The organism is Gordonia sp. SID5947, assembly GCF_009862785.1.
Lineage (GTDB): Bacteria > Actinomycetota > Actinomycetes > Mycobacteriales > Mycobacteriaceae > Gordonia.
Map to the genome: position 1 here is coordinate 2,736,838 of NZ_WWHU01000001.1, position 26,122 is coordinate 2,762,959.

Below are 26,122 nucleotides of genomic sequence, written 5' to 3' on the forward strand. Positions count from 1 at the left end.
GCCGCTGATGAACACCGCCGACACCCGATCCGGCGTCCCGTACACGATCGGACGCGAGATCACCGATGTCACAGCGGAAGTCGAGGCCGCGGGCCCCCCGGTGGTACCGGATCTGACGGGCCGGTTCACGCTGCGACCGGTCGATCCCGACGGTGGCGACCCTGCGCTCCTGGTCTCCTGGTTCGCCCGTGCGCATCTCGTCGAGACGTGGGAACAGGAATGGCCGGAGGAACGCTGGCGCGCCGATTCGGCGCATCGGCTGGCCGGCGACTATTCGCGACCGATGATCGTGGCCCTCGACGGCACCGAGATCGGATACATCGAACTCTATCGACCGGCGCGCGACGAGATCGCCGCGCTGTACCCGGCCGATCCGCATGACATGGGTCTCCACATCGCCACCGCAGACCCCGGGCTCACCGGTCGAGGTGTGATGTCGGCATGGATGGCCGAGCTGGCCGGCGCCCTGTTCGACGCCGACGATCGTTGTCGCCGAGTGGTTCTCGAACCGGATGCGCGCAACGAACGGATGCGCGCAGCGTTGACCAAACGTGGATGGACCGACGTCGGCGAGTTCGACGTGCGGCCGGATCGCCGGATCGCCCTGCACGTGCTCGGCCGTACCGCGGCGGACGTACCGACGCTCTGAGCGTCCGCCGCCGGCCGCGCGGACCTGCCGATCACCCATCAGTGGGCCTCGTCGACACGATGGTCACGGGCGCCGCGACGCCGCTGCCGGGTGGCGATGCGCAGGATCCGGTTCGACACCTCGCCGAGACAGCTGAGATTCGGGAATCCCGGTCCTTGCGCGAACCCGGCGAGGTTCGGGAGATACAGCGTGGGCGACAAACCGGTCACCGCCAGGTCGTGCCCGATCGACGACTCGATGCGCTCGAGGGTCGGGGGCCATCCCAGGGTCAGCTCCAGGAGGTCGGCGGCATCCTCGGTGAAGAGGTCGAGGAACCAGAGCGGCTGACCGCCGGTCGCGTCCACCACCAGATCGAAGGTGTGGGTCTGCGCCGGCCTGCCGGGGTTGTGCAGCGTCACCGCGATCAGGTCGTCGGTTCGCCGCGCGGACACCACGCGGCCCTGTAGGTGGTGAACTCTGTTGTCCCCGAGAAGATTCTCTTGAACGGTCACCGAGAAGACCCCTCGGTCGGTACGCCGGATCACGTCGCGCCGTTCCTCCGGCGAAAGGTTCGACCACCCGGTGGGATCGCTGAACATCGCGTTCTCGAAATAGCTCTCGCCGCGAGTGTAGATCGTCGCGCCCGGCGAGATCACCGAGACTGTCATCACCTCGTGGCGGACGAGCTCGTCCAGCGCGGAGCCTGCCGTCTCACCGCCACCGATCACCGCAGCACGTGAGGCGACCGGCAAACCTCTGCGCGACACCAGATCCCAGAATGACGAGACCGAGAGCACGCGCTCGTCATCGATCATCGCGCTGTCACTCGATCCCGGGCCGGTCAGCATCAGACCGTCTCCGACCATCTCGGTCGTCCGGCCGTCGGCACCGACCACGTCGAGACTCCACTGGTCCTCGTCGGCCGAGATCGACCGCACGGTACCGATGGTGACATCGAGTTCCACACGGTTGGCGACCCACTGCAGATACCGAGCCCACACGTTGTGGTGCGGGTTCGGCCGTCCGCGGTCCACCCATTCGGCATAGGTCTGGTGCTCCACCAGGAACGACATCCAGCTGTAATCCAGCATCCGCCTGCTGATCTCGGCATTGAGCGAGCCGTCTCCGCGACCGGCGACGGCCGACCGATAAGGGAAGCCGATGTCCTTCTCCGGGCTGGTGCCGAGCCGGTGACGTCCGTCGGTCCATCCGCCGATGGACTGCCAGTTCGCACCGACCGCATGCGCCTCCACCACCCGCACCACGGGGGCGGGCAGTCCGAGATCACGCATCACCTTCGCCTTGGCCGCGACCGCAAGCGCTTTGGGGCCCGCGCCCACGATGATCATCGTCTCCGGATGCCGGCCGCTCATCGGTTGCTGCCCGTCAACTCGTCGTCGAGAGTCGCCCGATCGATCGCCTCGTCGTCCATTTCGAGCACCTCGAGGTACAGGGCGGCGACCTGCTCGAGCCGCCCCGGCCGCTCGTCGGCCTCGTCGATGCGACGGGCGAGGTCTCGCACCGAACGCGCCGCGAAGATGTCGACGACCCCGACGTGGGGCGCGTCAAGCCATTCGCGCACCCGGGCGACCGCCGTGGTGGCCAGCACCGAATCACCGCCGATCGCGAAGAAGTCGTCGGTCACGCCGACGCGGTCCGCATCGACCCCCAGCACCTCGGCCACGATGCCGGCCAACGCCAGCTCCAGATCGGTCGAGGGGGGAACTCTCTCGGAGACGGAGTCGCCACCCGCGAGCGTTGCGTCGATCGCCTTGCGGTCCAGTTTGCCGTTGCCGGTGAGCGGCAGGGCATCGACGATCTCTATCCGCGACGGGATCATGTACGTGGGCAGCAGGTCTCGCAGTTCCGCCGCTATCGTCGACGGTGTTGTCGCAGCGTCGTCGACGACGGCCACCGCGACGAGGTGACGTGGACCGGCCGAGCCGCCGATCACCGTCGCGACGGCCTGCCGGACACCCGTGGCCGAACGGAGCGCCCCCTCGACCTCACCGAGTTCCACCCGGAAGCCCCGGACCTTCACCTGATGGTCGGCACGTCCGAGGAACTCGATCGTGCCGTCCGGCCAGTACCGGGCGAGGTCGCCGGTGCGGTACCACCGCTGTCCCTCACGCTCGACGAACCGATCGGCAGTGCGCTCCGGATCGTTGCGGTACCCACGAGCCACGCCCGCGCCCCCGACCCACAGTTCGCCCGTCACCCAGTCCGGACAGTCGCGATCCGACGAATCGACGACGCGGCACTCCACGTTGCGCAACGGCGTGCCGAAGGGGACCGATGTCCAGTGCGCGGGCGGGTCGGTCACCTCACAGACGGTGCCGTGGATCGCGATCTCGGTAGCGCCGCCGAGTCCGGCGAATCGTGCCGCGGGAGCCAGCGCGTGCAGCCGCCGCGGGAGGTCGGCACCCACCCAGTCTCCGCCCAGAAGCGTCGCGCGCACCGAATCCCCGAGTCCGTCGGGATCTGTCTCCGCAACGGTCAGCAACATGTCCAGTGCGCTGGGAACGCAGGTGAGGATCGACGCCCGATGGGTTCGGAGGAGTGCGAGCCACGCGCCCGGGTCCTTGGCGGACTCGGCATCGACGGCGACCACCGCTCCCCCGGCACTGAAGAGCCCGAAGATGTCATACACCGAGATGTCGAACTCGAGCGCCGCGATGGTGAGGGACCGGTCGTCGGGTCCGACCGCGAACCGGTCGTTGATGTCGTCGATGGTGTTCATGGCGGCCCGGTGCGGCACCTCGACGCCCTTCGGCGTACCGGTGGAACCCGAGGTGAACAAGATGTAGGCCACCGACTCCGGATCCGGCAGGACCGCCTCGGAGAACGGTGTGCCGTCGCGGCGCGCCCGATCGAGATCGATGGTGCGCACGCCGTGCGGCACATCGTCGAGGGCCGTACCGCTTGCGATGAGAGCGCCGATCTCACCGGTCTCGACGATCGTCGCCCGGCGGGATGCCGGTTGGTCGTGGCCGATGGGGACCCACACGGCCCCGGCGGCGAAGACACCGAGTGTGGCGATCACCTGGTCGGGCCCCTTGGGGAGTTGCACGGCCACCGCGTCGCCGGTCAGCACCCCGGCGCGGCGCAGCGCTCCGGCCACCGCGAACGCCTCGCGTGCGAGGTCTCCGTAGGTGAGCGACCCGTCGCGCCAGACGAGGGCGGTCCGGTCCGGTTCATGCGTCGCGCGCGAGAAGAACTCCTCGTGCAGGACACGCCCGCTCGTCTCGCCTGCCGTGGCGTTGACACGCGCGCGGGTGGCCCGCTGCTCGGCGGGCAACTGCGGGGCCGAGGTGGCCAGCCAGCCCGCATCTCCGTCACCGAGACGATCGATGGCGGCGGTGTATTGGGCGAACATCGCCTCCACCACACCGGGCGGAAACGCCGATTCACGCACATCCCAGTTCAGCAACAGCCCGCCACGCAGTTCGGTCACCTGCGCGTCGAGCGTCACCTGTGGGCCCTGCGAGACGATCCAGGACGGCTCTCCCAGCCGTTCGAGGACGGCATCCGCGAACAGCTCACCGAGACCGAGCGCGCTCGTGTAGACGACCGGGGCGATCACCTGTTCGCCCCGCTCCCGACCGAGGTCCCGAAGCACCTCGAGCGCACCGTAACTCGCGTGTGAGCCGTTGGCGTGCATGGTCTTCTGCATCGCGCGCGTGAGATCGAGGACGGACTGGGCGTGCTGCACGTCGACGTCGATCAGTATCGACGAGCTGAAGTCACCGGACACCCGATCGATATCGGGGTGCACCGGTTCCCGGTGGAACAGTGGAACATTCAACAGGAAACGGTCGTCGCTGGACCACGCACCGATCGTGGCGGCGAACACCGCGGCCAAGGCGATCGCCGGCGTCACACCACGCTCGTGCGCCGCGGCGAGCAGCGTCTGCTTCGCCTCGGGGTCGACCCAATGGTGATGCCGGACCACCCGGTGGGGATCTGTGCGATCACCGAACCCGTCACTCCGCGTGGGAAGTGTGGGTCCAGAGGGCAGATCGCCGATCCGCTCGGCCCACCAGGCCTGGTCGCGAGCCCGGGCGGGATCGGGATGTGCTGCCCGATGCTGCAGGTAGTCACGATAGGTGTAAGCGGGTGCCGCCGGAGCACCGCCGTCATAGAGGGTGACCAGATCGGCGAGCAGCACACGGTAACTCATGGCATCAGCGGCCAGCATGTCGATGTCGAGATGCACACGGTGCCGGCCTTCCGGCAGGAGCGTGAGGGTCAGGTCGACCACCTGTCCGGCCGCGACGTCGAGCATCTGATGACTCTTCGTACGGCGGGTGTCCGCCAGCGCGGCGTCGACCGCGGCGGTGTCGAGGGATCGGAGATCCTGCATCTGCAGCGGGTCCCGCGACAACGACGGGAGAACCCGCTGGGTCCCGTCCGGCCGGAACTCCGCCCGCAGCATCGGGTGGAGGGCCACCAGGGCGTGCACGGCCGAACGCAGCCGATCGATGTCCAGCCCCACGCCGTCGAACTCGACATAGAGGTGCGCGGCCACTCCGCCGAGATCTGCCACCTCGGTGCGCCCGATCCAGTACGCGTGCTGCATCGGCGCCAGAGCGAACGGTTCCGACTGTGCGGCAACGTCTTCTGCCGATGTCCCCGGCCCGGCCGCCGGACCTGGAGCGTGCTCGTCGACGCCCCGGACGTCGGCGTCCGGGGCGGTCGCCGCCAGCATCGCCGCCCACGAGTCGACCGTCGGTTCGGCCGCCAGCTGGGCGAAGTTCAGGCGATGACCGCGCTTACGCCACCGCCCTGCGATCTTCATCATCCTGATCGAATCCAGCCCGAGCTCGATGAGGTCGGTGTCGGGCCGGACGTCCTCCGGCGCGATGTCGAGTGCCTCGGCGATCGCACTCGTGACCTCGTGATGGTGGTTGCTCATGACCTGTCACTCCCCTCTGACACTCGCCGGCTGCGGACCACGAAGGGGGCCACGCTGCCGAGCTTCTCGCAGGTCTCCTCGAACTCGCGGTCCGGGTTCGATTGGGCGACGACACCGGCACCGGCCCGCAGCCATGCCCGGCCACCGACGGCGAAGATGCTTCGCAGCGTCAGTGTCGCCTCGAGATCGCCCGCCGACGACGCCACCACAACAGCACCGGAATAGAGCTCCCGACGATCGGGCTCCAGCCGATAGATCGCCTCCAGTGCAGCGGATTTCGGGATGCCGGACGCGGTGATGGACGGGAACAGAACCGCCAGCGCACGCCACGGCCCGGCCTCGGGCGACAACTCACCACGAATGGTGGACGCGAGATGCTGGACACTGCCGCGTTCACGCACCACCATGAATTCGCTCACCACGGTGGTGCCGGGCAACGAGACCGATGCGATCTCCTCGAAGCAGGCCTGGACCGACACCGCGTGCTCGGCGATCTCCTTCGCGTCGGCGAGCAGTTCGGTGCGCGCCGCGGCGTCGAGTTCCGCCGACCGCCCGAAGGCCCGCGTACCCGCGAGCGGCTCCGTGATCACCGTGCCGTCGGACTCGGTCGCCACCACCAGTTCGGGGCTGAAGCCCGCGGCGGACAACGAACCGAGGTCGAGCAGGTACGACCGTGCCGGATTGTTGGCGGCCCGGCCGCGCGCGTAGGTCGCCGGGATGTCGGCGTCGAACGGGACGTCGACGCGACGGGACATGATCACCTTCTGGTAGTCGCCCCTGGTGATCTCGTCGATGGCCTGGGCGACGCGGCCGCGATAGTCATCGTGGTCCGTGCCGACGTCGACGTGCGTCGCCGCCGGTGGCGGGGTCGCGGTCGCCGCGAGTTCGCGCAGCCGCGCTGCCCGCCCGGCGTCTGCCGTGCCGGTGTCGATCCCCGACCCGTCGACGAACGCCTCGAACTCCGGCACCATCAGGTGCGCGAGGACCACGTCGTCGGGCACGCGATCGGCGAGATCGTGTATCGGAGCGCAGTAGTCGAAGCCGACCCAGCCGTACACGCGCCAGTCGGTGTCCGTGAGTGAATGCAGAGCTTCGGCCAGGACGACCGACGGGTCACCCTCCCATCGCATGCGCGTCTCCTGATCGCCTTCGGTCACGATCACCTCGGTGGTGGTGACCACGATCCGCGCGGCCACTCCGGCGGCGAACGTCCACCGCCGACCGCTCTCGTACACGACGTGTTCGCCGAACTCCCCGGATGCCGCCCATGCCGAGCAGATCTGGGCGGCGGCCTCCGCGGTCAGCCGGGGGCGGCGAGGCGCATCGGCGGCGTGCGAATCGACAGTCAACGACATGCGGACTTCCTTCGTGAGTCGAAATCCAGGACGGATTCTCTTAGGACAGCCTAAACTATCGACTTCCGGCCTCGACGGCGGATAAGGGTAACCTAATTCACTGTGCTTCACTGCACATGATCGATCTCTCGAGCCAAGGCATACCCACACGTGCCGGAAGGGCCCCAGCATGCCGAACACGACGCCCACGACCAGCGCCTCCGACCTCGCCGAAGGCTTCGTGCCGCACCCCGTAGCCGCGCAACGCCGCTACCGTGAGTCGGGGATCTTCCCCGAGCGACCGCTCTGGCACCTGCTCGAACGCGCAGCGTCGGAACGTCCCGATGCGCCCGCGGTCACCGACGCAACGATCGACAGCCCGCGCACCTTGACCTACCGCGAGATGGAGGTGGCCGCGCGCCGCCGCGCGGCAGGCTTCGCGGCGGTCGGACTACGCCCCGGCGATCGTGTGATCGTCCAGCAGCACAACTCCGCTGAGTTCGCGATCGTCCTCTTCGGTCTGCTCCGGGCCGGCGCCGTCCCGGTCCTGACCCTGCCCGCACATCGCAGCGCGGAGATCGTGCATCTCGCGGCCGGGTCCGGGGCCGTCGCCTACATCACCGAAGACGATCGCCGCGGGTTCGACCACCGCGAGCTCGCGGTCGCGGTGGTCGACACGGTGCCGTCGGTGCGCATGGTGTTCGTCGATGGTGATCCGGGCCCGTTCTCCGCCCTGCCCGATGCCGACCCTGCCCGCGTGCCGCTCCCCCACGAGGACGACATCGACGCGGACGCGCCTGCCCTGTTCCTCATCTCGGGCGGCACCACCGGACTTCCCAAGCTGATCGCGCGCACACACAACGACTACGCCTACAACGCGCGGCGTTCGGCGGAGATCGCGGGCCTCCACGCCGACGACACGTACCTCGTGGCGCTGCCCGGCGCCCACAACTTCCCGCTCTGCTGCCCCGGGATACTCGGGATGGTGACGGTCGGCGGACATGTCGTCTTCACCGACAACCCCAGTCCTGACAACACTTTCGACCTCATCGAGAAACACCGGGTGACCGTGACCGCTCTGGTGCCGGCGTTGGCCCAGGTATGGTGCGCGGCAACCGAATGGGAGCCCGCCGACATCAGTTCGCTGCGGTTGCTGCAAGTCGGCGGCGCGAAACTCGCCGCCCCCGATGCGGTGGCCCTCGACGGCGCACTCGGCGAGGTGGTCCAACAGGTGTTCGGCATGGCCGAGGGGCTCATCTGCTACACGCGTCTCGACGACCCTCGGGACCTCGTGCACACCACCCAGGGCGCACCGATGTCGGAACACGACGAGATCCGCGTCGTCGACGGGGACGGCCGGGATGTCCCCGACGGGGCCGAGGGCGAGCTGCTGGTCCGCGGCCCGTACACGATCCGGGGCTATTACCGCGCCGACGAACACAACCTGAGGTCGTTCACCTCTGACGGCTACTACCGGTCGGGCGACAAGGTGCGGCGGCTGCCCTCCGGGCATCTCGCGGTGACCGGTCGGATCAAGGACACCGTCGTTCGCGCCGGCGAGAACGTGGCGGCCGATGATGTCGAGGAAAACCTCTTGGCGCACAAATCGATTCGACAGGCCGCTGTCATCGGCCTCCCCGACGAGTCGCTGGGCGAGAAGATCTGCGCCGTCGTCGTGCTGTCCCATGATCACCCGCGTGGCGAGCCGCTGGAGCTGCACGCCGTCCGCTCGTTCCTGACCGACCGCGGGATGGCGGCGTTCAAACTCCCGGACGCGCTGCGGGTGGTGCCGTCCCTGCCACTCACCGCAGTCGGCAAGATCGACAAGGCGACGTTACGCGAGTCGGTGTCGAGCTGAGGTGAGCCGCGTGCCGTGCGTTCCGCGGAACGTCAGGCGGCTGCGAGCTCGAGGTGTGCGGCCTGCTGGGCATTCCGCTGCCACACGGCTGGAGGACTCTGGCTGCGAGTCGTCAAAAACAGTGGACGACAGACTCTTCGACGACCTCAGATCGGTAACCGACGTCACAGAACCCCCTGGTTGGACGAACCGGCTACCTCACAATCCATCGGTCGACACCGGCAGATCCGGCGTCCCGCGGAACGCTCAGCGAGCCAGTACATCGTCACTCGGCGAGAATCGACTCGCTGATGTTCATCCGCGAGGCACGCCTGGCGGGCACGGCGGCACCGACCACGCAGAGCGTGCATGCTGCGGCAACGAACACCAATGTCGAAGGGGTGGGCGAGAACTGGATCTCGACGGACGTGGTGGCGGCGAGGATCTTGTCGGACAACAGGTGCAGCGCGGTGCCCATGACCAGGCCGAGGACGGATCCGACGACAGCCGTCGCGGCCGCCTCGGCCATCACCATCCGCGACACGAACCGCCGCGACGCGCCCATCGCCCGCAACACACCGAGCTCTCGGCGCCGTTCGAGCACCGAGAGCAACAGGGTGTTGAGCAGTGCCACCGCGGCGGCCACCGCGACGATCCACTGGATGGCCATCGTGAACGCCCCCGCCTGCCGTACCGACGCCTCCGTCGCTGCCAGCGCCTCCGCACCCGAGTAGACGTCGACGGGCTTGTCCCCCACCGACGGATGTGCCGCGGCGATCTTCTCGAGACCGGCCCTGACCTGATCGGTGTCGGCGCCGGTCTCGGTCATCACCTGCAGATAGGTGTCTCCCCGATCGTCGAACCAGGTCGACATCAGGGAGTTCGACATCGCCGCCGCACCCGAGCCGATCGCGAGATAGTCCACGGTGTCCCGGACGACCAGCCCGCGATACCCGACGGGCGTGGCCAATGTCAGGGTGTCGCCGATGCGCACACCCATGGTGCGCGCCAACGCGTTCGACATCAGGATGCCGTCCCGGCCAGTACCTGGTGGACCGCCGTCGGATTCGCCTTGCGCATGAAGGGCGCCAACGAGTTCGGTTCCAGTCCCTGCAGAAGGATCCGGGCATCTCCCACGGCGACGCTCGCCCATTGCGCACCGACCACCTCCCGCACACCGGGGACCGTGGCGGCCTCGGAGGCGATGGCGGACGGCAGCACCGGCCCCTTCGGTACCGCCCCCGGTTCCGACGAGGCCACGTAGAAGTCCGGATCACTGAGCCCGTCCAGTGAACTCGCGATCGACGAGACCATGTTGTCGAGGGCTCCGGACGTGCCGAGGCCCACCGTGACCGCGACCGCCACCGTCATCGACGTCGCCCAGACCCGGCGTGGGGCCCGGTCGGTGTTCACCGCCGCCAGTTGTCCGGGGCCGCCGAGTCGCCTCGCCAGCGCCACGACGGCACGCACCAGCGGCGTCGCCGCGGCGAAGCACAGCAGCAGCGCCCCCACCGCGAAAACCAGACCCGCCACCACCGCAACCCGATCGTGCACGGTGGTCGCGATCAACCACGAGCCGATCAGCAAGCCGACGCCGGCAGTGCCCGCGAGCCATCTGAATCCGCGACGGCCCTCGGTGCCGTCGGCGACGTCGCCTGCGCTCATCGCCTCGATCGGGGCCACCGCGAAGGCCGATCGCGCGGCCAGCCCGGTGGCCGCGACACAGGCCACGACGCATGCGATCACCGCGACCATCGGTGCGTACAGCGGCAGGTGATAACTGATCACGCCGGCCATCGGATCCGACGAGGTCGACGGGATCCGGCCGATCGCCCAACGCCCGGCCAGCACCCCGATCGGCAGACCCACGAGACCGCCGACCAGACCCAGCAGTGCGGACTCACCGAGCAGGTCGCCGACGAGATGTCCGCGCCGGGCGCCGAGCGCACGCATCATCGCGAGCGACTGCCTGCGTGAGGCGACGGCCATGTTCATGGTGTTGAAGACCAGGAACCCGGCTATGACAAGCGAGATCAGGGACACCAGCAACGTCGCGTCGCGCGTGACGGAGCCGGCGGCTTCGGCCGCCTCGACGCGGAAGTCCGGATCGAGGACCGCGGCACGACCGCCGACGACCCGTCCGACCTGCGAGCGCACTGCGAGCAGGTCCGCTCCCGGTTCGGCGGCGATCAGGATCGAGTCGATGGTGTCGCCGCGGGAGAGAAGACGTTGAGCGAGTCCGAGATACGCGAACGCGAAGTCGCCCCCGTTGAGGACGGCGGACTGTGGGCCATCGACAACCGAGAGCACGCGGACGTCGATTCCGTTGACGCTCAGCGTCTGCCCCTCGCGCAGACCGGTCGCGGCGCCGACGATGATCCCGTCCTGGAGGTCCTGCTGGTTCAGACCCGCCGACTGACCGGCGACGGCTCCACGCAGTTCACCGGACAGAGCGGTGACGCGAAAATCCGATCCCAGCAACGCAATCGTGCGATCGCCGACGACGACCGAGTCGCGGATCATCGGGACCACCGACTTCGCATCCGGGACGTTCGCACGGATCTCGCCGGCCAGCGATTGGTCGATGCCGGTATCGGCTGTCGACGCGACCTCCACCTGGGCGGCGCCGCTGATGGCCGCATTGACCTGGCGGACCGATTCCGTCATCGATCCGTAGGCACCGAGGACCGCCACGAGCAGGGCGGAGGCGACGGCCACGACCGTGAGCGCCGTGACGACCCGCAAGCGATGTGTCCGGATCTCGCGCAGGTTCAGGACACGGATGCGGGACAGCCCCGCCCGGACGGGCCGGGAGCGTGGGTTCACCCGAGGTATCCGCCTCCGTGCGGGAAGAATTCCTTGGCGGCGTGCTCGACACCGTCATCGGTCCGCAGACGTTCGATGACGAGGCCACGGTTACGTCCCAGGTGCGCGTCGGCGCCGGAGACGATCACCATTCCGTCGCCTTCGTGGATGAACACCCGTCCCGGCGTACCGCCGTAGACGCACCGGGACACCGACGCCTTGGTGATCCTCAGGCGCCGGCCGCGAAAATGGGTGTACGCGTTGGGGTATGGATCGGACTGCGCTCGTACCAAGCGATCGATCTGCTCGGCAGGCCAGTTCCAGTTGATCGCCGAGTCGATCTCGGATCGCTTGTGGAAGAAGGTCCGGTCCTCGAGGCGTTGCGGCGTCCAGACGGCCGTGCCGCTCTCGATCTGCTCGAGCGCGTCGCCGAGCACACCCGGGATCAGGTCGATCGTCGCCTGGACCAGTTCGGTCGCGGTGGACGTCGGGGTGATCGGAACCGACCGCTGCAGCACGACGTCGCCGGTGTCGAGACCGTCGTCCATCCGGTGTGCGGTGAGGCCGACCTCGGTCTCACCGCTGATCAGCGCCCAGATCACCGGCGAGAAACCGGTGAACTTGGGCAGCAGCGAGTCGTGCAGGTTCAGCGTCCCGTGCGGTGGCAGATCGAACAGTTCGCGCGGCAACCAGGTACGCCAGTTGTTGGCGACGATGATGTCGGGCTCGAGATGCTTGACGCGCTCGATCAGCTCGTCATCCGGGCGTTGTGCCAGGTGAACCGGTATGTCGTGCGCACGGGCGAGGTCTTCGACCGAATCCGACCAGATGGTCTCGTATGCATGTTCGCTGGGCGGGTGCGTCACCGACAGCACCACCTCGTGCGGCGAATCGATGAGTGCCTCGAGCGTGCGATGGCCCCAGGTCTGATAGCCGAAGGTCACGATCCGCATCCAGTTCATCCTCCCTGTGGCACACCGCAACCGACGGGACGGCGCCCGTTCGGGACACCTCCGGGTTTTGACAGCGTGCGGATGTTCAATTCAAATAAGTGAGGTAAGCGTAACCTCATCCCACGGCTCGGTGACAACGAGCCTCGACATCGCCGCGAGGAATCTCCGTTGAACCCAGGAACGATCGACGATCAGGTCGGTGCCGCGGCTCCCCGACTACCTCTCACCGCCGCACAGCGTGGACTGTGGTTCGCCCAGCAACTGATCCCGGACACCCCGATCGTCATCGCGACGTACGTCGAACTCCAGGGCGACCTCGACATCGATCTCCTCGATCGCGTCTGCCGACGCGGCCTGACGGAGGTCGAGTGCCTGGTACGCATCGGTGAGGTCGACGGCGTCCCCCACCAGGTGGTCGACCGGTCCGGCGACGACGACTTCCCGATCGTCGACGTCAGTGATCGCGACGACCCGGCCGCGGCCGCGCACGACTGGATGGTCGCCGACTACACCGCGGGGTTCGACCTGCTCTCCGACCGACTCATCCGCGGCGCGGTCATCCGCCTCGGCGACCGGCATCACTACTGGTACTCGTGCATCCACCACGTCGTCGTCGACGGATACGGTGCGATCCGGTTCATGAATCGCGCGGCCGAGCTCTACACCGCCGAGCTGGCGGGAACCGCCCCGGCCGACGACAGCTATGCCGCCTCGCGGCTCGCGGACCTGGTGGCGGCCGATGCGCAGTACCGGGACTCGAAGCGTTTCCAGACCGATCGCGAGCACTGGATGGCAAAGGCACGCGATCTACCCGCACCGCTGTCACCGGCCGGCGCGGCCGGACCTCCCGACATCACGCCGCTGCGTGGTGGCGGCCTGATCTCGGCTGTCCTGTCGGGCCGTCTCACCGACGCGGCCGAGCGGTACGGCAGCATCGACGCCGCCGTCACCATCGCCGCCGTCGCCGCCTACTTCGCCATCGCCACCGACACCTCCGACGTGGTGCTCAGCCTGCCGGTGACCGGACGCACCAACGCCGTGCTGCGCAAGGCCGCGGGCATGGTGTCGAACGTGGTGCCGATCCGGATGCAGGTGGGCGCCACCACCACCGTCGGCGAACTGGTCAAGGCCACCGGCCTGGAACTGACCGGCGCTCTGCGCCATCAGCGCTACCGGAGCGAGGATCTGCGTGCCGATCTCGTCGCGGCCGATCCGTCCCTGGCCACAAACGGCGCCGAACTCGGCGGGCTGTACGGCCCGACGATCAACGTGATGAACTTCCCGACCGACCTCGAGTTGGGCTCTGTCGCAGGGCACTTCAATGTCCTGACATCCGGTCCGGTCGCCGACATGATGGTCAATCTCTACCCGGCTGCCGACGGCACCCGCGTCGACATCCTGGCGAACCATCACCTCTACGACCCCGATACGCTCGGCCGCCACCACGAACGGATGATCCGCGTGCTGGAGGCCTTCGCCGACGGGGACCCGGAACGCCGGGTGCTCTCGATCGACACTGTGACCGACGCCGAACACGACGCCCTGGTGCCGGCTCGCGGTCCCCTCGCCCCACCCGCGCGGACCCTCGGGGAATCATCGACGAGGCCATCGGCCGCGCACCGGACGCCATCGCGTTCAGCCACCACGGTCGTGACGGCGAGCACGCCGCGGTCACCTACCGGGAGGCAGGGCGCTGGGCGTCGGTGCTGGGAGACCACCTGATCGGACGCGGCGCACGGCCCGGGGCGTTCGTCGCGATCGCGATCGAACGATCCCTGGACTCGGTCCGGTCCGTCTGGGCGGTCGCCCGCTGCGGGGCGGGATTCGTTCCGGTCGACCCCGACTACCCGTCCGAGCGGATTCGGCACATCCTCACCGACAGCGGCGCGACGCTCGGCATCACCACCCGAGCCCTCCGCGATCGCCTGCCCGACGACGTCGACTGGCTGGTCCTCGACGATCTCGACGACCTCGCGACGACGGGCCGCGGCCTCGGTGGGCGCGAGACCTTCGGCGCGACAACGCAGGCCGCGCATCTCGACGACGCCGCTTACATGATCTACACCTCCGGGTCGACCGGTACGCCGAAAGGCGTGGTGGTGACCAATCGCGGCCTCTCGGCGCTCGCCGCCGAACGACGCCACAACTATCGGGTCACCACCGGCACCCGGTTCCTGCACAACACCTCACCGAGCTTCGACATGGCTGTGGGCGAACAGATCTCGGCGCTGTCGGCGTCGGCGACCCTCGTCGTCGCCGCGCCCGGGCTGACACCCGACGAACTCGCCGACGTCATCACGCACGCCGGGGTCACCCACGCGCTGCTGACGCCCACCGTCCTCTCCACCCTCACACCCGAGCGCCTCACCGGTCTGCGGATGCTCGGCGTCGGCGGTGAAGCCGTCAACGCCGACCTGGTCCGCCGGTGGGCGCCCGGACGCGAGATGCGAAACGGGTACGGCCCCACGGAGGCCACCGACATCGCCACGGTTGCCACGCTGACCGCGGACGCGCCGATCACCATCGGTGGCCCGGTCCACGATTTCGCGCTCATGGTCCTCGATTCGCGGCTGCGGCCGGTTCCCCCTGGTGTCCGGGGGAGCTCTACCTCGCAGGTCCCGGTCTGGCTCGGGGTTACCACGGCCTCACCGCACTCACCGCGACCCGCTTCGTGGCCTGTCCGCTGGAGGCGGGCACCCGGATGTACCGCACGGGCGACGTGGTCTCGTGGGTGCCGGGCGACCTCGATCGCCCGTACCTCGAGTACCACGGACGATCGGACAATCAGGTCAAGATCCGCGGCCGCCGGATCGAACTCGGTGAAATCGAGGCCGCCCTCGGACAACTCGCTGAGATCCGGCACGCGGTGGTCATGGTCCGTGACACCGCGGTGGGCGCCCGGCTGGTCGCCTATGTCGTCGGGATGCCCGATGCACCGGTCGACGTGGACACGGTGCGATCGTGGTGTGAACAGCGTCTGCCTGCCGGTCTCGTGCCGGACGATGTCGTGGTCCTCGAACGGCTGCCGGTCACGCCCAACGGCAAGCTCGACGCCTCCAGACTCCCCGAACCGACATTCGCCGCCGAGAAGCCGTACCGCGCACCGCGGACGTCCGACGAACAGGTGCTGGCCGACATCTTCGGCGATTTGCTGGGACGCGACCGGGTGGGCGCCGACGACTCGTTCTTCGCGCTCGGGGGTGACAGCATCGGAGCGATCGGCCTGGTGTCGCGAGCCCGCGCCAACGGGCTGCATCTCACGCCGCGTGACGTGTTCGAACGGAAGACCGTCGCAGCGCTCGCACGTGTCGCGGCCACCCAGGACGCCCACCCGGGTCTCGAGGAGCTCCCCGGCGGCGGGGTGGGACGCCTGCCGCTCACCCCCATCATGCGATGGCTGGTCGGCCGACCCGGCGGAATCGACCGCTACGCACAGCATCTCGTCCTGCGCCTGCCCGCAGGAATCGGACGTGACGGGATCGTCGCCACGCTCTCGGCCGTCATCGCCCATCACGACGCCCTGCGGGCCCGGCTGGTCGATCAGGATTCCGCATTGGAGATCGAGGCCGAGAGCGCGGTACCGGTCGACTCCCTGATCCGGCACGTCGAGGTGGCCGACGATGCCGACATACACGAGGTCGCACGCGCGTCTCTCGATGACGCGCTGGGACGTCTCGCTCCCCGGTCGGGCATCATGAGCCAATTCGTGTGGCTCCACCGGGAATCCGCCGACGATCTACTCGTCGCGGTCATCCACCACCTCGCGGTCGACGGGGTGTCGTGGCGCATCCTGGTCCCCGACATGATGACCGCGTGGTCGGCGGTGAGCGTGGGGAAGACCGCAGCGCTCGAGCCGGTCGGCACATCACTGCGACGGTGGGCGCACGGTCTGACCGACCGTGCGGCCGAGATCGCCCAGGACGAGATCGACTACTGGCGAACGACATTCGACGAGTCCGGCCACGGCGAGTTCGCGCACGGCGACGCCTGGCAGATCGATCCAGCGCGTGACACCGTCGCCGATCTGGTCCGGCACGAGATCCGGCTGCGCCCCGATCTCACCCGGGCGGTCGTCGAGTCGATTCCGACCGCGTTCCGCGCGCGCACCGAGGATGTCCTCGTCGCGACCCTTGCCCTGGCCGTGGCCTGCGCACCGACCACACCTGACTCGCTGGTCGTCCAGCTGGAGGGGCATGGCCGCGAGGAGGCCCTGCTGCCGGGCGCAGACCTCTCGCGCACGGTCGGTTGGTTCACCACCGCCTTCCCGCTGCTCATCGATCGCCGCCGCCTCGACGTGGCGCCGGGTACCCTCCCGGAGGCCGCGTCGACCACCGAGGCGGTCAAGTACGTGAAGGAGCTCATACGCCGGTTGCCCTCCCGTGGAGCGGGTTACGGCATCATCGGGCAGCTGTCACCGTCACACGCCACGGGCTCCGGGCTCGATCTGATCGCGCCGACCGTGAGCCTCAATTATCTGGGACGGGTGTCGGCGGACGCCATCCCGACCGAGTTCGCCGGACTCGGATGGATGCCCACCGACGAGGTCGGCAGGCTCGACGCCGCACCCGATACCGGCATGCCCGCGGTGGCGCCGCTCGACGTGAACGCCATCGTGACCGGTGCGACCCCGACCGACCTGACCTTGACGGCCACTGTCGATCGCGTCGCGCGAATCATCGACGAGAGCACCGTCGACGGCATCCTCGAACGGTGGGAACAGATCCTGGGCGTGCTCGCCGACACGGTTCGCCAGGGCGCGCACGGTTGGACGCCGTCGGACGTCGCCCCGGCCCAGGTCGGCCAGCGGGACCTGGATCGGTGGGTGGCGCGGTACCCGAACCTGATCGACGTGTGGCCGAGTTCGCCGCTGCAACAGGGGTTCGCATTCCACGCGGCGCTGGCGTCGGGGGTCTCGACGGCCTTCGCCGCGTCCGACATCTATGTGTCGCAGGCAACCATTACACTGGACGGCCCGGTCGACACCGGCCGTCTCCACACGGCGGCCCGCGCGGTGGTCGCACGGCATCCTGCGTTGCGCAGCGCCTTCACCACCTCCGACGACGGCGACCTGGTGGCCCTCTTGCATGCCGGTGCCGAACCCGGCTGGCAGGTCGACGATCTCACCGATCTCGACCCGGACCTGCGGGCCGGCCGCCTCGACGGAATCCGCGACCGACAGCGCGCACAGCCGTTCGCACTCGACAGTGCTCCGCTGCTCAGATTCGGACTCGTCCGCACTGCCCCGAGTCGTTCGCGCTGATCGTGACCGTCCATCACATCGTCGTCGACGGCTGGTCGATGCCGATCCTGCTCCGCGATCTCCTCGTCCTCTACGCGGCACACGGTCTGGACGCGGCGCTCCCGGACGCACCGAGCTACCGCGACTTCCTGGTGTGGCTGGCCGACCGGGACCGGGACGCGGCACGCAGCGCGTGGCAGCTGGCCTTCGCGGGGCGGACACACGGCACCTTGCTCGAACCGGCGGCCGCCGCCTCGATCGACCCCGCTCCCCCGCAGCGCGCGACGCTCGACCTCGGGCCGCAGCGTTGGGCGGCCCTTGCGCGATGTGCCAACGACGCAGGCGTCACCGCGAACACCGTGATCCAATCGCTCTGGGCGATCATCCTCGGGCGCCTCGCGCCCGGCGACGATGCCGTGCGTGGCGGACTGGACGTCACCTTCGGCGCGACCGTCTCGGGCCGGCCCGCCGACCTCGATCAGGTCGACGAGACCGTCGGGTTGTTCATCAACACGGTTCCGGTGCGTGTCCGCGCCGAGGCGGCCGAATCCGTCGCCGCGGTCTGGCAACGCCTCCACGACGACCAGGCCCGCCTGATCGACCACCACCACCTCGGTCTGGCCGAGATCGCGCAGGCCGCCGGCCCGGGTGCCGGATTCGACACCCTCGTCGTCTTCGAGTCCTATCCGATCGACACCGGAGCGCTCGAGACGGCCAACGGGGTCGACGGGGTACGGGTCGTCGACGTGGCGATCGACGAGGCAACCCACTATCCGCTCACCCTGACCGTCGAGACGCAGCCACAGCCACGCCTCGTCTTCAGTGCTCGGACACGGGTTGTCGACAACGCCACGCTCGCGGCGCTCGTCGAGCGCTTCGACCGCCTCCTGCGGACCGTGTGTGCGGACTCGTCGGTTCCGGTCGGAACCCTCCCGATCTTGACCGAATCCGAAGAGCAGCAGACGGTTCCGCTGCGCGGTCGGCCCACCGAGCCGGCCATGACCCTGCGCGAGATCATCCGTCGGGCGGTGGCCCGGCGCCCGAACGGCATCGCCATCCGCTGGTCCGGGCGATCGATCACCTATGCCGAAGCCGATCGGTGGTCCGACGAGGTGGCCGCGCGACTGGCCGCCGCGGGTGCGCGACCCGAGGAGTACGTCGCCATCGCGCTGCGCCGGTCGGCCGATTCGGTGCGCAGCGTATGGGCCGTCGCCAAGACCGGCGCCGCCTTCCTGCCCGTCGATCCCACCTATCCGGCCGACCGCATCGCTATGCTGCTCGCCGACTCGGGCGCACGATTGGGGATCACGGATCGCCGGACGCGTGCCGACCTCCCCGATTCGATCGAGTGGCTGGTCCTCGACGATCACCCGATGGCGTCGCGCACCGCGCCACCGGTCGTCGCCGAGCGGCGAAACACCCTCGCCGACAACGTCGATCATCCCGCCTACCTCATCTACACCTCCGGGTCCACCGGCACCCCCAAGGGTGTCGTGGTGTCGCATCGGGGCCTCGCCAACCTGGTCGGCGAACGACGGCACACCTACCGGGTCGACGAGGATTCTCGCTTTCTGCACAACACCTCACCGAGCTTCGACATGTCCGTCGGCGAACAGCTCGCCGCCCTCTCGGCGTCTGCGACCCTCGTGATCAGCGATCCCGATGCGAGCCCGACGACGCTGCCCGACCTGGTCGGCCGCGAGGGCGTGACCCACGCGCTGCTGACGCCGACGGCACTGGCCACGATGGAACCCGAATCGCTCGAAGGACTCCGCGTCCTCGGGGTGGGCGGCGAGGCGATCGGGCGGGAACTGGTCTCCCGCTGGGCACCCGGCCGCGCGATGCGCAACGGGTACGGTCCCACCGAGGCCACCGACATCGCGACGGTGGCAGCCCTCGAACCCGATACCGTCACGCCGGCCGGCGCAATCCCGATCGGCCGGCCGGTCCGCGGCTTCGAGATGGCGGTCCTCGATCCGGCGCTCCGCCCGGTGGCACGCGGCGTGGTGGGTGAGCTCTACCTCGGCGGCCCGGCCCTGGCACGCGGCTATCACGGCCGTGCCGCCCTGACCGCCGACCGATTCGTCGCGAACCCGTTCGGCCGCGCCGGCGATCGGATGTACCGTACCGGCGACCTGGTGTCGCTCGCCGACGACGACTCGATCCGCTATCTCGGTCGCGCGGACCGTCAGGTGAAGATCCGCGGCCACCGGATCGAGTTGGGCGAGATCGAGGCCGTATTGCTCCGGAGCCCGTCGGTCCGGCAGGCCGTCACGGTCGGAAAGCCTGGTCCACAAGGGCACGTGGTGCTCGTCGGGTATGTCGTCGGCCCCGATTCGCCGCCTACCGACGACGCGCGGCCGCAACCCCGCGAGATCATCGACCACGCTTCGCGCACACTTCCGCGGCACATGGTCCCGTCGGCGATCGTGGTCCTCGACGCCATCCCGACGACACCGTCGGGCAAGGTCGACGAGCGAGCTCTGCCCGATCCGGAGTTCGCCTCGACGACCGCGTACGCCCCACCCACGACTCCGACCGAGCAGCTGGTCGCCGAGGAGTTCGCACATCAGCTGGGCCTCGAGCGGGTGGGCATCGACGACGACTTCTTCCTGCTCGGCGGCACATCGCTCTCCGCCTTCGCAATGGTTGCCCGGCTCCGTGACCACACCGGCTCGATGTTGTCGATCGCCGCGGTGCTCGACGAGCCGACCCCCCGAGCGCTCGCCCGCGGACTCGACGATCCCGATCCTGTCGCCGACGATGCGGCATTGGGCGTCTTGCTGCCGATCCGGCCGATCGGCACCGGTGCACCGATCTTCTGCGTCCACCCCGCGATCGGGCTCTCCTGGGGATACGCCGGACTGCTCCGCCATCTCGATGCGGACCGCCCCGTGTACGGCCTACAGATCCCGGGGGTGGTCGACGGCGACTCCGTGCTCTCCTACGAATCGATCGACGAGGTGGCGGACCGCTATCTCCGCGAGATCCGACACGTGATGCCGCACGGGCCCGTTCACCTGCTGGGGTGGTCGCTGGGAGGTGTGATCGCGCACACGATCGCGGCACGGATCTCGGCCGCAGGCGGCACCGTCGCATCACTCACCCTGCTGGACAGCGTGATACCGGCCGGACTCGCCGATCGCGACGAAACGATGTATCTGACCGATCTCGTCAGCGCGCTCGGCCTCGAGGATCACCCACTCGCGGCGCACGGAGCACATGGCGCACCGGTGACCAGGGCGTCGGTGGACGACCTGCTGGCGCAGGTGGAGGACATGCCACCGGGATTGCGGCCCGAGATGGTGCACTACCTCATCGATGCGGCCGCGCACACGGATCAGCTTCTCCGCCGCCATGTTCCGCCGGTGTACCACGGGGACACGCTCTTCGTGACAGCCGACCCGGCCGGCACCGCAGGCTCGACCGCGAAGAACGGCTGGGTCGGCCCGATCACCGGCGACATCGACGAACTCCGCGTGGAATGCACGCATTGGGAGATGTGCTCGTACGCCGCGATGCGGACCATCGGCCCGGCCGTCGAGGCATATCTGCGCCGACCACTCCCCGACCTCGAGAGCGGGCGTGTCACACCATGAGCCACATCGACCAGGCAGCCGGGCATCGTGGTGAGCGCACCCGCACCGGCGCCCGGGTGCTACGTGATTGCGTGCTGGACAACCGGCGTGCGCTGATCGGCTCGACCGCACTCCTGTCGCTGCACCAGCTCTGCGAGGTGTCGGTGCCCGTCCTGATCGGATTGGCGGTCGATCGTGCCCTCGGCCATGCCGACGTCGTGTCCCTCCTCCGGTGGCTGGCGGTGATGGCCGGGGTCTTCCTCGCCCTGACCGTCGCATATCGGTTCGGCGCGCGGATCGCGATGACGGCCGCGCAGGGCGAGGCGCATCGGCTCCGGATGCGATGCGCGGCGACGATCATCACCGGCACCCCCATCACCGCCTCGGACCTGCGCGACGGCGAGATGCTGAGCATCGCCAACTCCGACGCCGACGAGACGGGGAACCTGCTCCGCTATGTCCCACAGGCGGGTTCGGCGGTCGTGGCCCTGATCGCCTGTGCCGCGGTGCTCATCGGCGTCGACGTCACGCTCGGTGTCACGGTCCTCGTCGCCGTACCGCTGATCCTCTCGGTGGTGCAACTCCTCGCGCCGTTCACCACGCGTCTCGTCGGCGCGCAGCAGCACCACATCGGCCGGTCCACGGCGCTCGCCACCGACCTCGTCACCGGGATGCGGACACTGCGTGGCATCGGGGCGCTCGACGTGGCGTCCGGTCGCTACCGGGAGGCCGACGAGCAGACCCGGCTCGCGATGCGGCGCGCAGCAGTCGGGCACGGTGCGTTCTTCGGCGCGGCGACGGGTGTGACCGGTCTGATCGCGGTGGGGACCGCCTCGGTGGCGGGGTGGTTCGCGTTGTCCGACAAGATCGGCGTCGGGGCGCTCATCACCGTTCTCGGTGTGGCCCAGTTCCTCACCGAGCCCCTCGCGATCGCCGCGATGCTACCCGGCCGCGTCGCGACGGCTCGCGCATCGGCCGAACGCATCTCGACTCTCACCACAGGAAGTCGGTCCGGCGGTGACACCGCCCAACCCACCGATGACCGCCGGGCGGCGACGTGGCACCCCGGCGAGTTCGTGGCGGTGGTGGCCCCCGACCCCACCACTGCCCGCGAATTCGCGGCCGGGTGTGGCCACCGGCCCGACCTGCTCATCGAGCCGCATTCGGTCGATCTGTTCACCGGCACCATCTGGTCGAATCTGGTGGTCGACGGGCACCGCGCCCCGCCGCGAGACGAGGTGGTCGCGCTGATGGAAGCCCTGGGGAGCCGCGACATCCTCGGCGGCGGTGGAGTCGAGGCCCTCGACATCCCGGTCACCGACCGCGGACTGTCCCTGTCGGGCGGTCAACGTCAGCGCATCGCGCTGGTACGCGCGCTGATCCGCGACCCGGAGACCCTCGTGCTCCACGACCCGACGACGGCGGTCGACGCCATGACCGAACGCGTGATCGCCGATGCCGTGTACCGGCACCGCCATGATGCGGGGACTCGTCGTTCGACGACCGTGATCACGAACAGTCCCGCGTGGCTGGCGGTCGCCGATCGTGTGGTGCCGCTGCCCGTCGCGACCGCGGAGTCCACATCGTGACCGCGTTGCGGGTCGCCGATCGACCCGAGACCACCCGCCGGCTGCTCCGGTCGATCCGCTCCCGGCCCGCCCTGACCATCGCCGTCGTGCTGCTCTGCGTGGTGACGGCCGTGTGCGCGGTGGTGCCCGTGCTCGCCCTCGGCATCCTGATCGACCGGGTGAGCAGCCACGCGACCGCCGGATCGTTGATCCCGCTGGCGATACTCGCCGCGTGCGCTGCCGCCGTCGGTGGGCTGGCCGCCGGAGCGACCATGTATTCGGTGGCACGCCTCGGCGCCGACGTGATCGCCGATCTGCGCGCCGAGGCGGTGGAGGCAGCCCTTCACCTGCCGCGCGACATCATCGAGGCAGCCGGTCGGGGCGACGTGCTCTCACGGGTGAACAACGATGTGACGGTCATCAACCGTGCGGTCACCACGGTGGTGCCGACGGTCGTGACCGCAGCAGCGCTGACCGTGGTCAGCGTGATCGCGATGGCCGGGCTCGACTGGCGTCTGGGACTCGCCGGCGCGAGCGCCATCCCCTTCTATGCCGCGGCCCTTCGCTGGTATGTGCCCCGTTCGGCGCCCGTCTACGCCGCCGAACGCGCGGCTGCCGCCGAACGCGCACAGGCCATCGTCGAATCGGCCTCGAGTCGCGACACCGTCCTCGCCTACGGCCTGCAAGAGCGTGAACTCGAGCGGATCGAATCCGCCTCGGCGCGCACCCGGGATCTCGCGATCTCGGTCTTCACCCTGTTCACCCGACTGGTGGGTCGGGTCAACAGAGCCGAATTCGTCGGCCTCACAGCGATTCTCGGAATCGGCTTCTGGCTCGTGTCCGCAGACGCCATCACCGTCGGGGCGACGACGGCGGCCGCTCTGCTCTTCCATCGCCTGTTCAATCCGATCGGGATGATCCTCTACAGTTCCGCCGAGTTGCAGCTGGCGGGCGCCGGCCTCACCCGACTGGTCGGGGTCCTGACCGCCGCGCCGGCCCGGGATACCGACGCGGAAGCCACCACCTCGGTGACACCGGGCACCGCCACGGGACCGGTGTTGCGGGACATCCACTTCGGCTACGCGTCAGACCGGCCGGTCCTCCGCGGTGTCGACCTCGACATCCCTCGGGGACGTCGTCTCGCCCTGGTCGGTGCGAGCGGCGCCGGAAAGTCCACGATCGCCGGCCTGATCGACGGCACGCTCACCGCCACTCGCGGCGAGGTCGTGACACCCGCTCGCGCACGGGTCTTCACCGTCAGTCAAGAGGTGCATGTCTTCGCCGGACCGCTCATCGACGACCTCCGCCTGGCCGCGCCCGCCGCCACCCGCGCGGAGGCCTTCGAGGCCTTGGCCGTGGTCGGCGCCGACGGATGGGTTCGGGCGTTGCCTGCGGGCATCGACACCGTCGTCGGCGAGGGCGGCTTCCGTCTCGGCGACGCCCGGGCACAACAGGTCGCGCTGGCTCGCCTGGTACTTGCCGACCCCGAGATCGCGATCCTCGACGAGGCGACGGCCGAGGCCGACAGCGACCAGGCCGCCGATCTCGACCGTGCCGCCCTTGCGGCAACCGACGGACGCACGACCCTCGTCATCGCGCATCGCCTCTCCCAGGCACTCAGCGCGGACGTCGTGGCGGTGCTCTCCGAGGGAGTCGTCGTCGAGCACGGACCGCCGGACGTGCTCATCGCGGCCGGCGGTGAGTTGGCGCGGCTCTGGGCCGCGTTCGGTACGCCCGGGAGCACGCAGCAGCACTCCGCCGTATCCAGCACAAGCACCGATTGAGGGATCAGACACCGCACCACGACGGCCGATTCCGTGCACGGCCGACCCGTTCACAGGCGGATGGCCGAGCGGAACGTCAGGAGTCGGGCGCGCCCGCTCGCCAGTACGCCTGCGCCTTCACGCCCGCCTTGCCGAGTTTGTAGTCGTTCTTGAACGCCGACGACACCGCCCGGGTGCCCTTCATGTCGAGGGCCACCCAGCCGAAATGGCCTGTCGCGTCGAACGCCGCATCACGAACGGCCTCGATGAGGGCATCCGGGCCGCCGTCTCGTTTGATCCAGTTGATGGTGTCGTGGTCTCGCAGGCGCAGCGGCAGCGCCTTGTCGGACTCGTGCACATACTCGAACCAGACCGTGGCCGGTGCCGACGGATTCTCGGACGCGGAGATCGCGTCGAGCAGCGAGTTGATGGCGGGCAGCGCCGCCGTGTCCCCGGCGATCAGCCAACCCGCCGGCGCAGGCTCCGGGATCGCGAACTTGGATCCCATGAAGGTCGACGAGATGGTCTCCCCGGGCTCGGCGGTCTGGGCCCAGCGGGTCGCCGCGCCGTCGTGGATCGCGAACTCGAGGTAGAACGAGTCGGTGGCCGGGTCGGGGTCGACCAGCGTGTAGGCGCGCTGATGCAACTTGCCGTGCTTGTTCTCGAACCAGATCCGCACCCACATGGTCGGATGGACCGGACGGTCGGCGAGCAGCCCACCCCCGGTGAACCCCAATCGGATGTACTCGTCGGTGACCGTCTCGTTGCTGGTCACCGTGAGTTCGTAGTCGTCGGCACCGAACAGTTTGAGGACGGCCCCCTGCCAACCACGCGACTTCGGTTTTGTCGTCTCCGTCATCCGACCGACCTACTTCCCCTCGAGAGCAACCACCAATCTCAGGCTAGCCTATGCTAACCCGCAGGGAATGGACCAGAGGGATCAGGCGGGCGCGAGCGGAACGAGCCCAGGATGGGCGTCCAGATAACTCTTGGTGAACGAGCACACCGGGCGCAACCGCGCGCCCTGGTCACGGACGTAGTCGACGGCGCCGCGCATCAGCCGCGTACCCAATCCGTGGCCGGTGTACTCGTCGTAGAGGACGGTGTGCAGGATGGTGAACGTCCGTGCGCCGTCCACGTTGTCGATGCTGTAGCCGAGGACTCCGACCAGGTCGCCGGCCACCCATAACTCGAACCGGTCCCGGATGGGATTGTGTACGACCTGCGAGATCTGCTGCAGGATGGCCCGCGCGGACTGCGGTGGCCGCTGCCGATGTTTCCGTTGCATGAGCCCCTCCGGCGCGTCACGAGACCACCCGTTGACAGGACTCCCCTTCCCACCAGCGGACGGGGACCATATGTGATCCCGGTCACACCATACCTTACGATGCCGTAGGTATCGCGAAACCCGGACAGTTTTTTCGCATGGGAAACAATCGCCCGGCACCGGTGGTCGCCGTGGCCGTCGGGCACGTAGGGTGTCCGATAGGCCGTTCGGCCAC

Annotated in this window: 12 protein-coding genes and 3 pseudogenes; 7 read left to right on the plus strand and 8 right to left on the minus strand. The window is 69.0% G+C overall.

What is annotated here, in order from left to right; all coding sequences use genetic code 11:
- Nucleotides 1-7 precede the first annotated feature (7 nt).
- A complete protein-coding gene (locus GTV32_RS12705; RefSeq protein ID WP_161060628.1) occupies nt 8-649 on the plus strand; it encodes a GNAT family N-acetyltransferase in 642 nt (213 codons plus the stop codon).
- Between the two features lie 38 nt (nt 650-687).
- Here GTV32_RS12705 and GTV32_RS12710 read toward each other — a convergent pair whose 3' ends face one another.
- From GTV32_RS12710 to GTV32_RS12720, 3 genes are read right to left on the minus strand one after another with little or no spacing between them, the layout of a single operon-like run.
- Nucleotides 688-2,001 (minus strand): SidA/IucD/PvdA family monooxygenase, encoded by a 1,314-nt coding sequence (locus GTV32_RS12710; protein ID WP_161060629.1) that lies wholly within the window; start codon nt 1,999-2,001, stop codon nt 688-690.
- Nucleotides 1,998-5,543 (minus strand): non-ribosomal peptide synthetase, encoded by a 3,546-nt coding sequence (locus GTV32_RS12715; RefSeq protein WP_161060630.1) that lies wholly within the window; start codon nt 5,541-5,543, stop codon nt 1,998-2,000. The genes GTV32_RS12710 and GTV32_RS12715 overlap by 4 nt, the downstream gene beginning before the upstream one ends.
- Nucleotides 5,540-6,898, minus strand: a complete 1,359-nt coding sequence (locus tag GTV32_RS12720; protein ID WP_161060631.1) for a salicylate synthase — start codon at nt 6,896-6,898, stop codon at nt 5,540-5,542. The genes GTV32_RS12715 and GTV32_RS12720 overlap by 4 nt, the downstream gene beginning before the upstream one ends.
- Nucleotides 6,899-7,067: 169 nt before the next feature.
- Between GTV32_RS12720 and GTV32_RS12725 the strand changes: the two genes are divergently transcribed.
- Nucleotides 7,068-8,735 (plus strand): AMP-binding protein, encoded by a 1,668-nt coding sequence (locus GTV32_RS12725; RefSeq protein ID WP_161060632.1) that lies wholly within the window; start codon nt 7,068-7,070, stop codon nt 8,733-8,735.
- 265 nt (nt 8,736-9,000) lie between these two features.
- Here GTV32_RS12725 and GTV32_RS12730 read toward each other — a convergent pair.
- A pseudogene (locus tag GTV32_RS12730) lies at nt 9,001-11,549 on the minus strand (ABC transporter permease).
- The gene (locus tag GTV32_RS12735; RefSeq protein WP_161060633.1) at nt 11,537-12,472 is read right to left on the minus strand and encodes a methionyl-tRNA formyltransferase; all 936 of its coding nucleotides are present in this window, start codon (nt 12,470-12,472) and stop codon (nt 11,537-11,539) included. The pseudogene GTV32_RS12730 and the gene GTV32_RS12735 overlap by 13 nt, the downstream one beginning before the upstream one ends.
- A 168-nt stretch (nt 12,473-12,640) precedes the next feature.
- On the opposite strand from GTV32_RS12735, the gene GTV32_RS12740 reads away from it, so the two are divergent.
- Entirely contained in the window at nt 12,641-14,194 is a 1,554-nt protein-coding gene (locus GTV32_RS12740; protein ID WP_161060634.1) for a condensation domain-containing protein, read from the plus strand.
- Nucleotides 14,195-14,618: 424 nt separating this feature from the next.
- Here the strand turns inward: GTV32_RS12740 and GTV32_RS24045 are convergent, their stop codons facing one another.
- Nucleotides 14,619-15,026 carry a hypothetical protein gene (locus GTV32_RS24045; RefSeq protein ID WP_343287310.1) on the minus strand — a complete coding sequence of 136 codons (408 nt, stop codon included), beginning with the start codon at nt 15,024-15,026 and terminating at the stop codon, nt 14,619-14,621.
- A gap of 147 nt (nt 15,027-15,173) precedes the next feature.
- Here GTV32_RS24045 and GTV32_RS24050 point away from each other — a divergent pair.
- From GTV32_RS24050 to GTV32_RS12765, 4 genes and pseudogenes are all read left to right on the plus strand, one after another.
- A pseudogene (locus tag GTV32_RS24050) lies at nt 15,174-15,767 on the plus strand (phosphopantetheine-binding protein); the annotation flags it as partial.
- A 93-nt stretch (nt 15,768-15,860) separates the two neighbouring features.
- Nucleotides 15,861-21,310, plus strand: a pseudogene (locus tag GTV32_RS24055) (amino acid adenylation domain-containing protein).
- On the plus strand, nt 21,307-22,878 hold the full coding sequence (locus tag GTV32_RS12760; protein WP_161060637.1) for an ABC transporter ATP-binding protein: 1,572 nt from the start codon (nt 21,307-21,309) through the stop codon (nt 22,876-22,878). Before GTV32_RS24055 ends, GTV32_RS12760 begins: the two are co-directional and overlap by 4 nt.
- Entirely contained in the window at nt 22,875-24,641 is a 1,767-nt protein-coding gene (locus GTV32_RS12765; RefSeq protein WP_343287311.1) for an ABC transporter ATP-binding protein, read from the plus strand. The genes GTV32_RS12760 and GTV32_RS12765 overlap by 4 nt, the downstream gene beginning before the upstream one ends.
- A 76-nt stretch (nt 24,642-24,717) precedes the next feature.
- Here the strand turns inward: GTV32_RS12765 and GTV32_RS12770 are convergent, their stop codons facing one another.
- Both GTV32_RS12770 and GTV32_RS12775 read right to left on the minus strand, forming a co-directional pair.
- Complete coding sequence (locus GTV32_RS12770; RefSeq protein WP_161060638.1) at nt 24,718-25,479, minus strand: siderophore-interacting protein; 762 nt, start codon at nt 25,477-25,479, stop codon at nt 24,718-24,720.
- A gap of 81 nt (nt 25,480-25,560) precedes the next feature.
- Nucleotides 25,561-25,908 (minus strand): GNAT family N-acetyltransferase, encoded by a 348-nt coding sequence (locus GTV32_RS12775; RefSeq protein ID WP_161060639.1) that lies wholly within the window; start codon nt 25,906-25,908, stop codon nt 25,561-25,563.
- Nucleotides 25,909-26,122: the final 214 nt, after the last annotated feature.

Coding starts and splice junctions, on each gene's coding strand:
- GTV32_RS12705 (WP_161060628.1), top strand. CDS start 8: ATGAACACCGCCGACACCCGATCCGGCGTCCCGTACACGATCGGACGC.
- GTV32_RS12710 (WP_161060629.1), bottom strand. CDS start 2,001: ATGAGCGGCCGGCATCCGGAGACGATGATCATCGTGGGCGCGGGCCCC.
- GTV32_RS12715 (WP_161060630.1), bottom strand. CDS start 5,543: ATGAGCAACCACCATCACGAGGTCACGAGTGCGATCGCCGAGGCACTC.
- GTV32_RS12720 (WP_161060631.1), bottom strand. CDS start 6,898: ATGTCGTTGACTGTCGATTCGCACGCCGCCGATGCGCCTCGCCGCCCC.
- GTV32_RS12725 (WP_161060632.1), top strand. CDS start 7,068: ATGCCGAACACGACGCCCACGACCAGCGCCTCCGACCTCGCCGAAGGC.
- GTV32_RS12735 (WP_161060633.1), bottom strand. CDS start 12,472: ATGCGGATCGTGACCTTCGGCTATCAGACCTGGGGCCATCGCACGCTC.
- GTV32_RS24045 (WP_343287310.1), bottom strand. CDS start 15,026: ATGAGCGCGAAATCGTGGACCGGGCCACCGATGGTGATCGGCGCGTCC.
- GTV32_RS12760 (WP_161060637.1), top strand. CDS start 21,307: ATGAGCCACATCGACCAGGCAGCCGGGCATCGTGGTGAGCGCACCCGC.
- GTV32_RS12770 (WP_161060638.1), bottom strand. CDS start 25,479: ATGACGGAGACGACAAAACCGAAGTCGCGTGGTTGGCAGGGGGCCGTC.
- GTV32_RS12775 (WP_161060639.1), bottom strand. CDS start 25,908: ATGCAACGGAAACATCGGCAGCGGCCACCGCAGTCCGCGCGGGCCATC.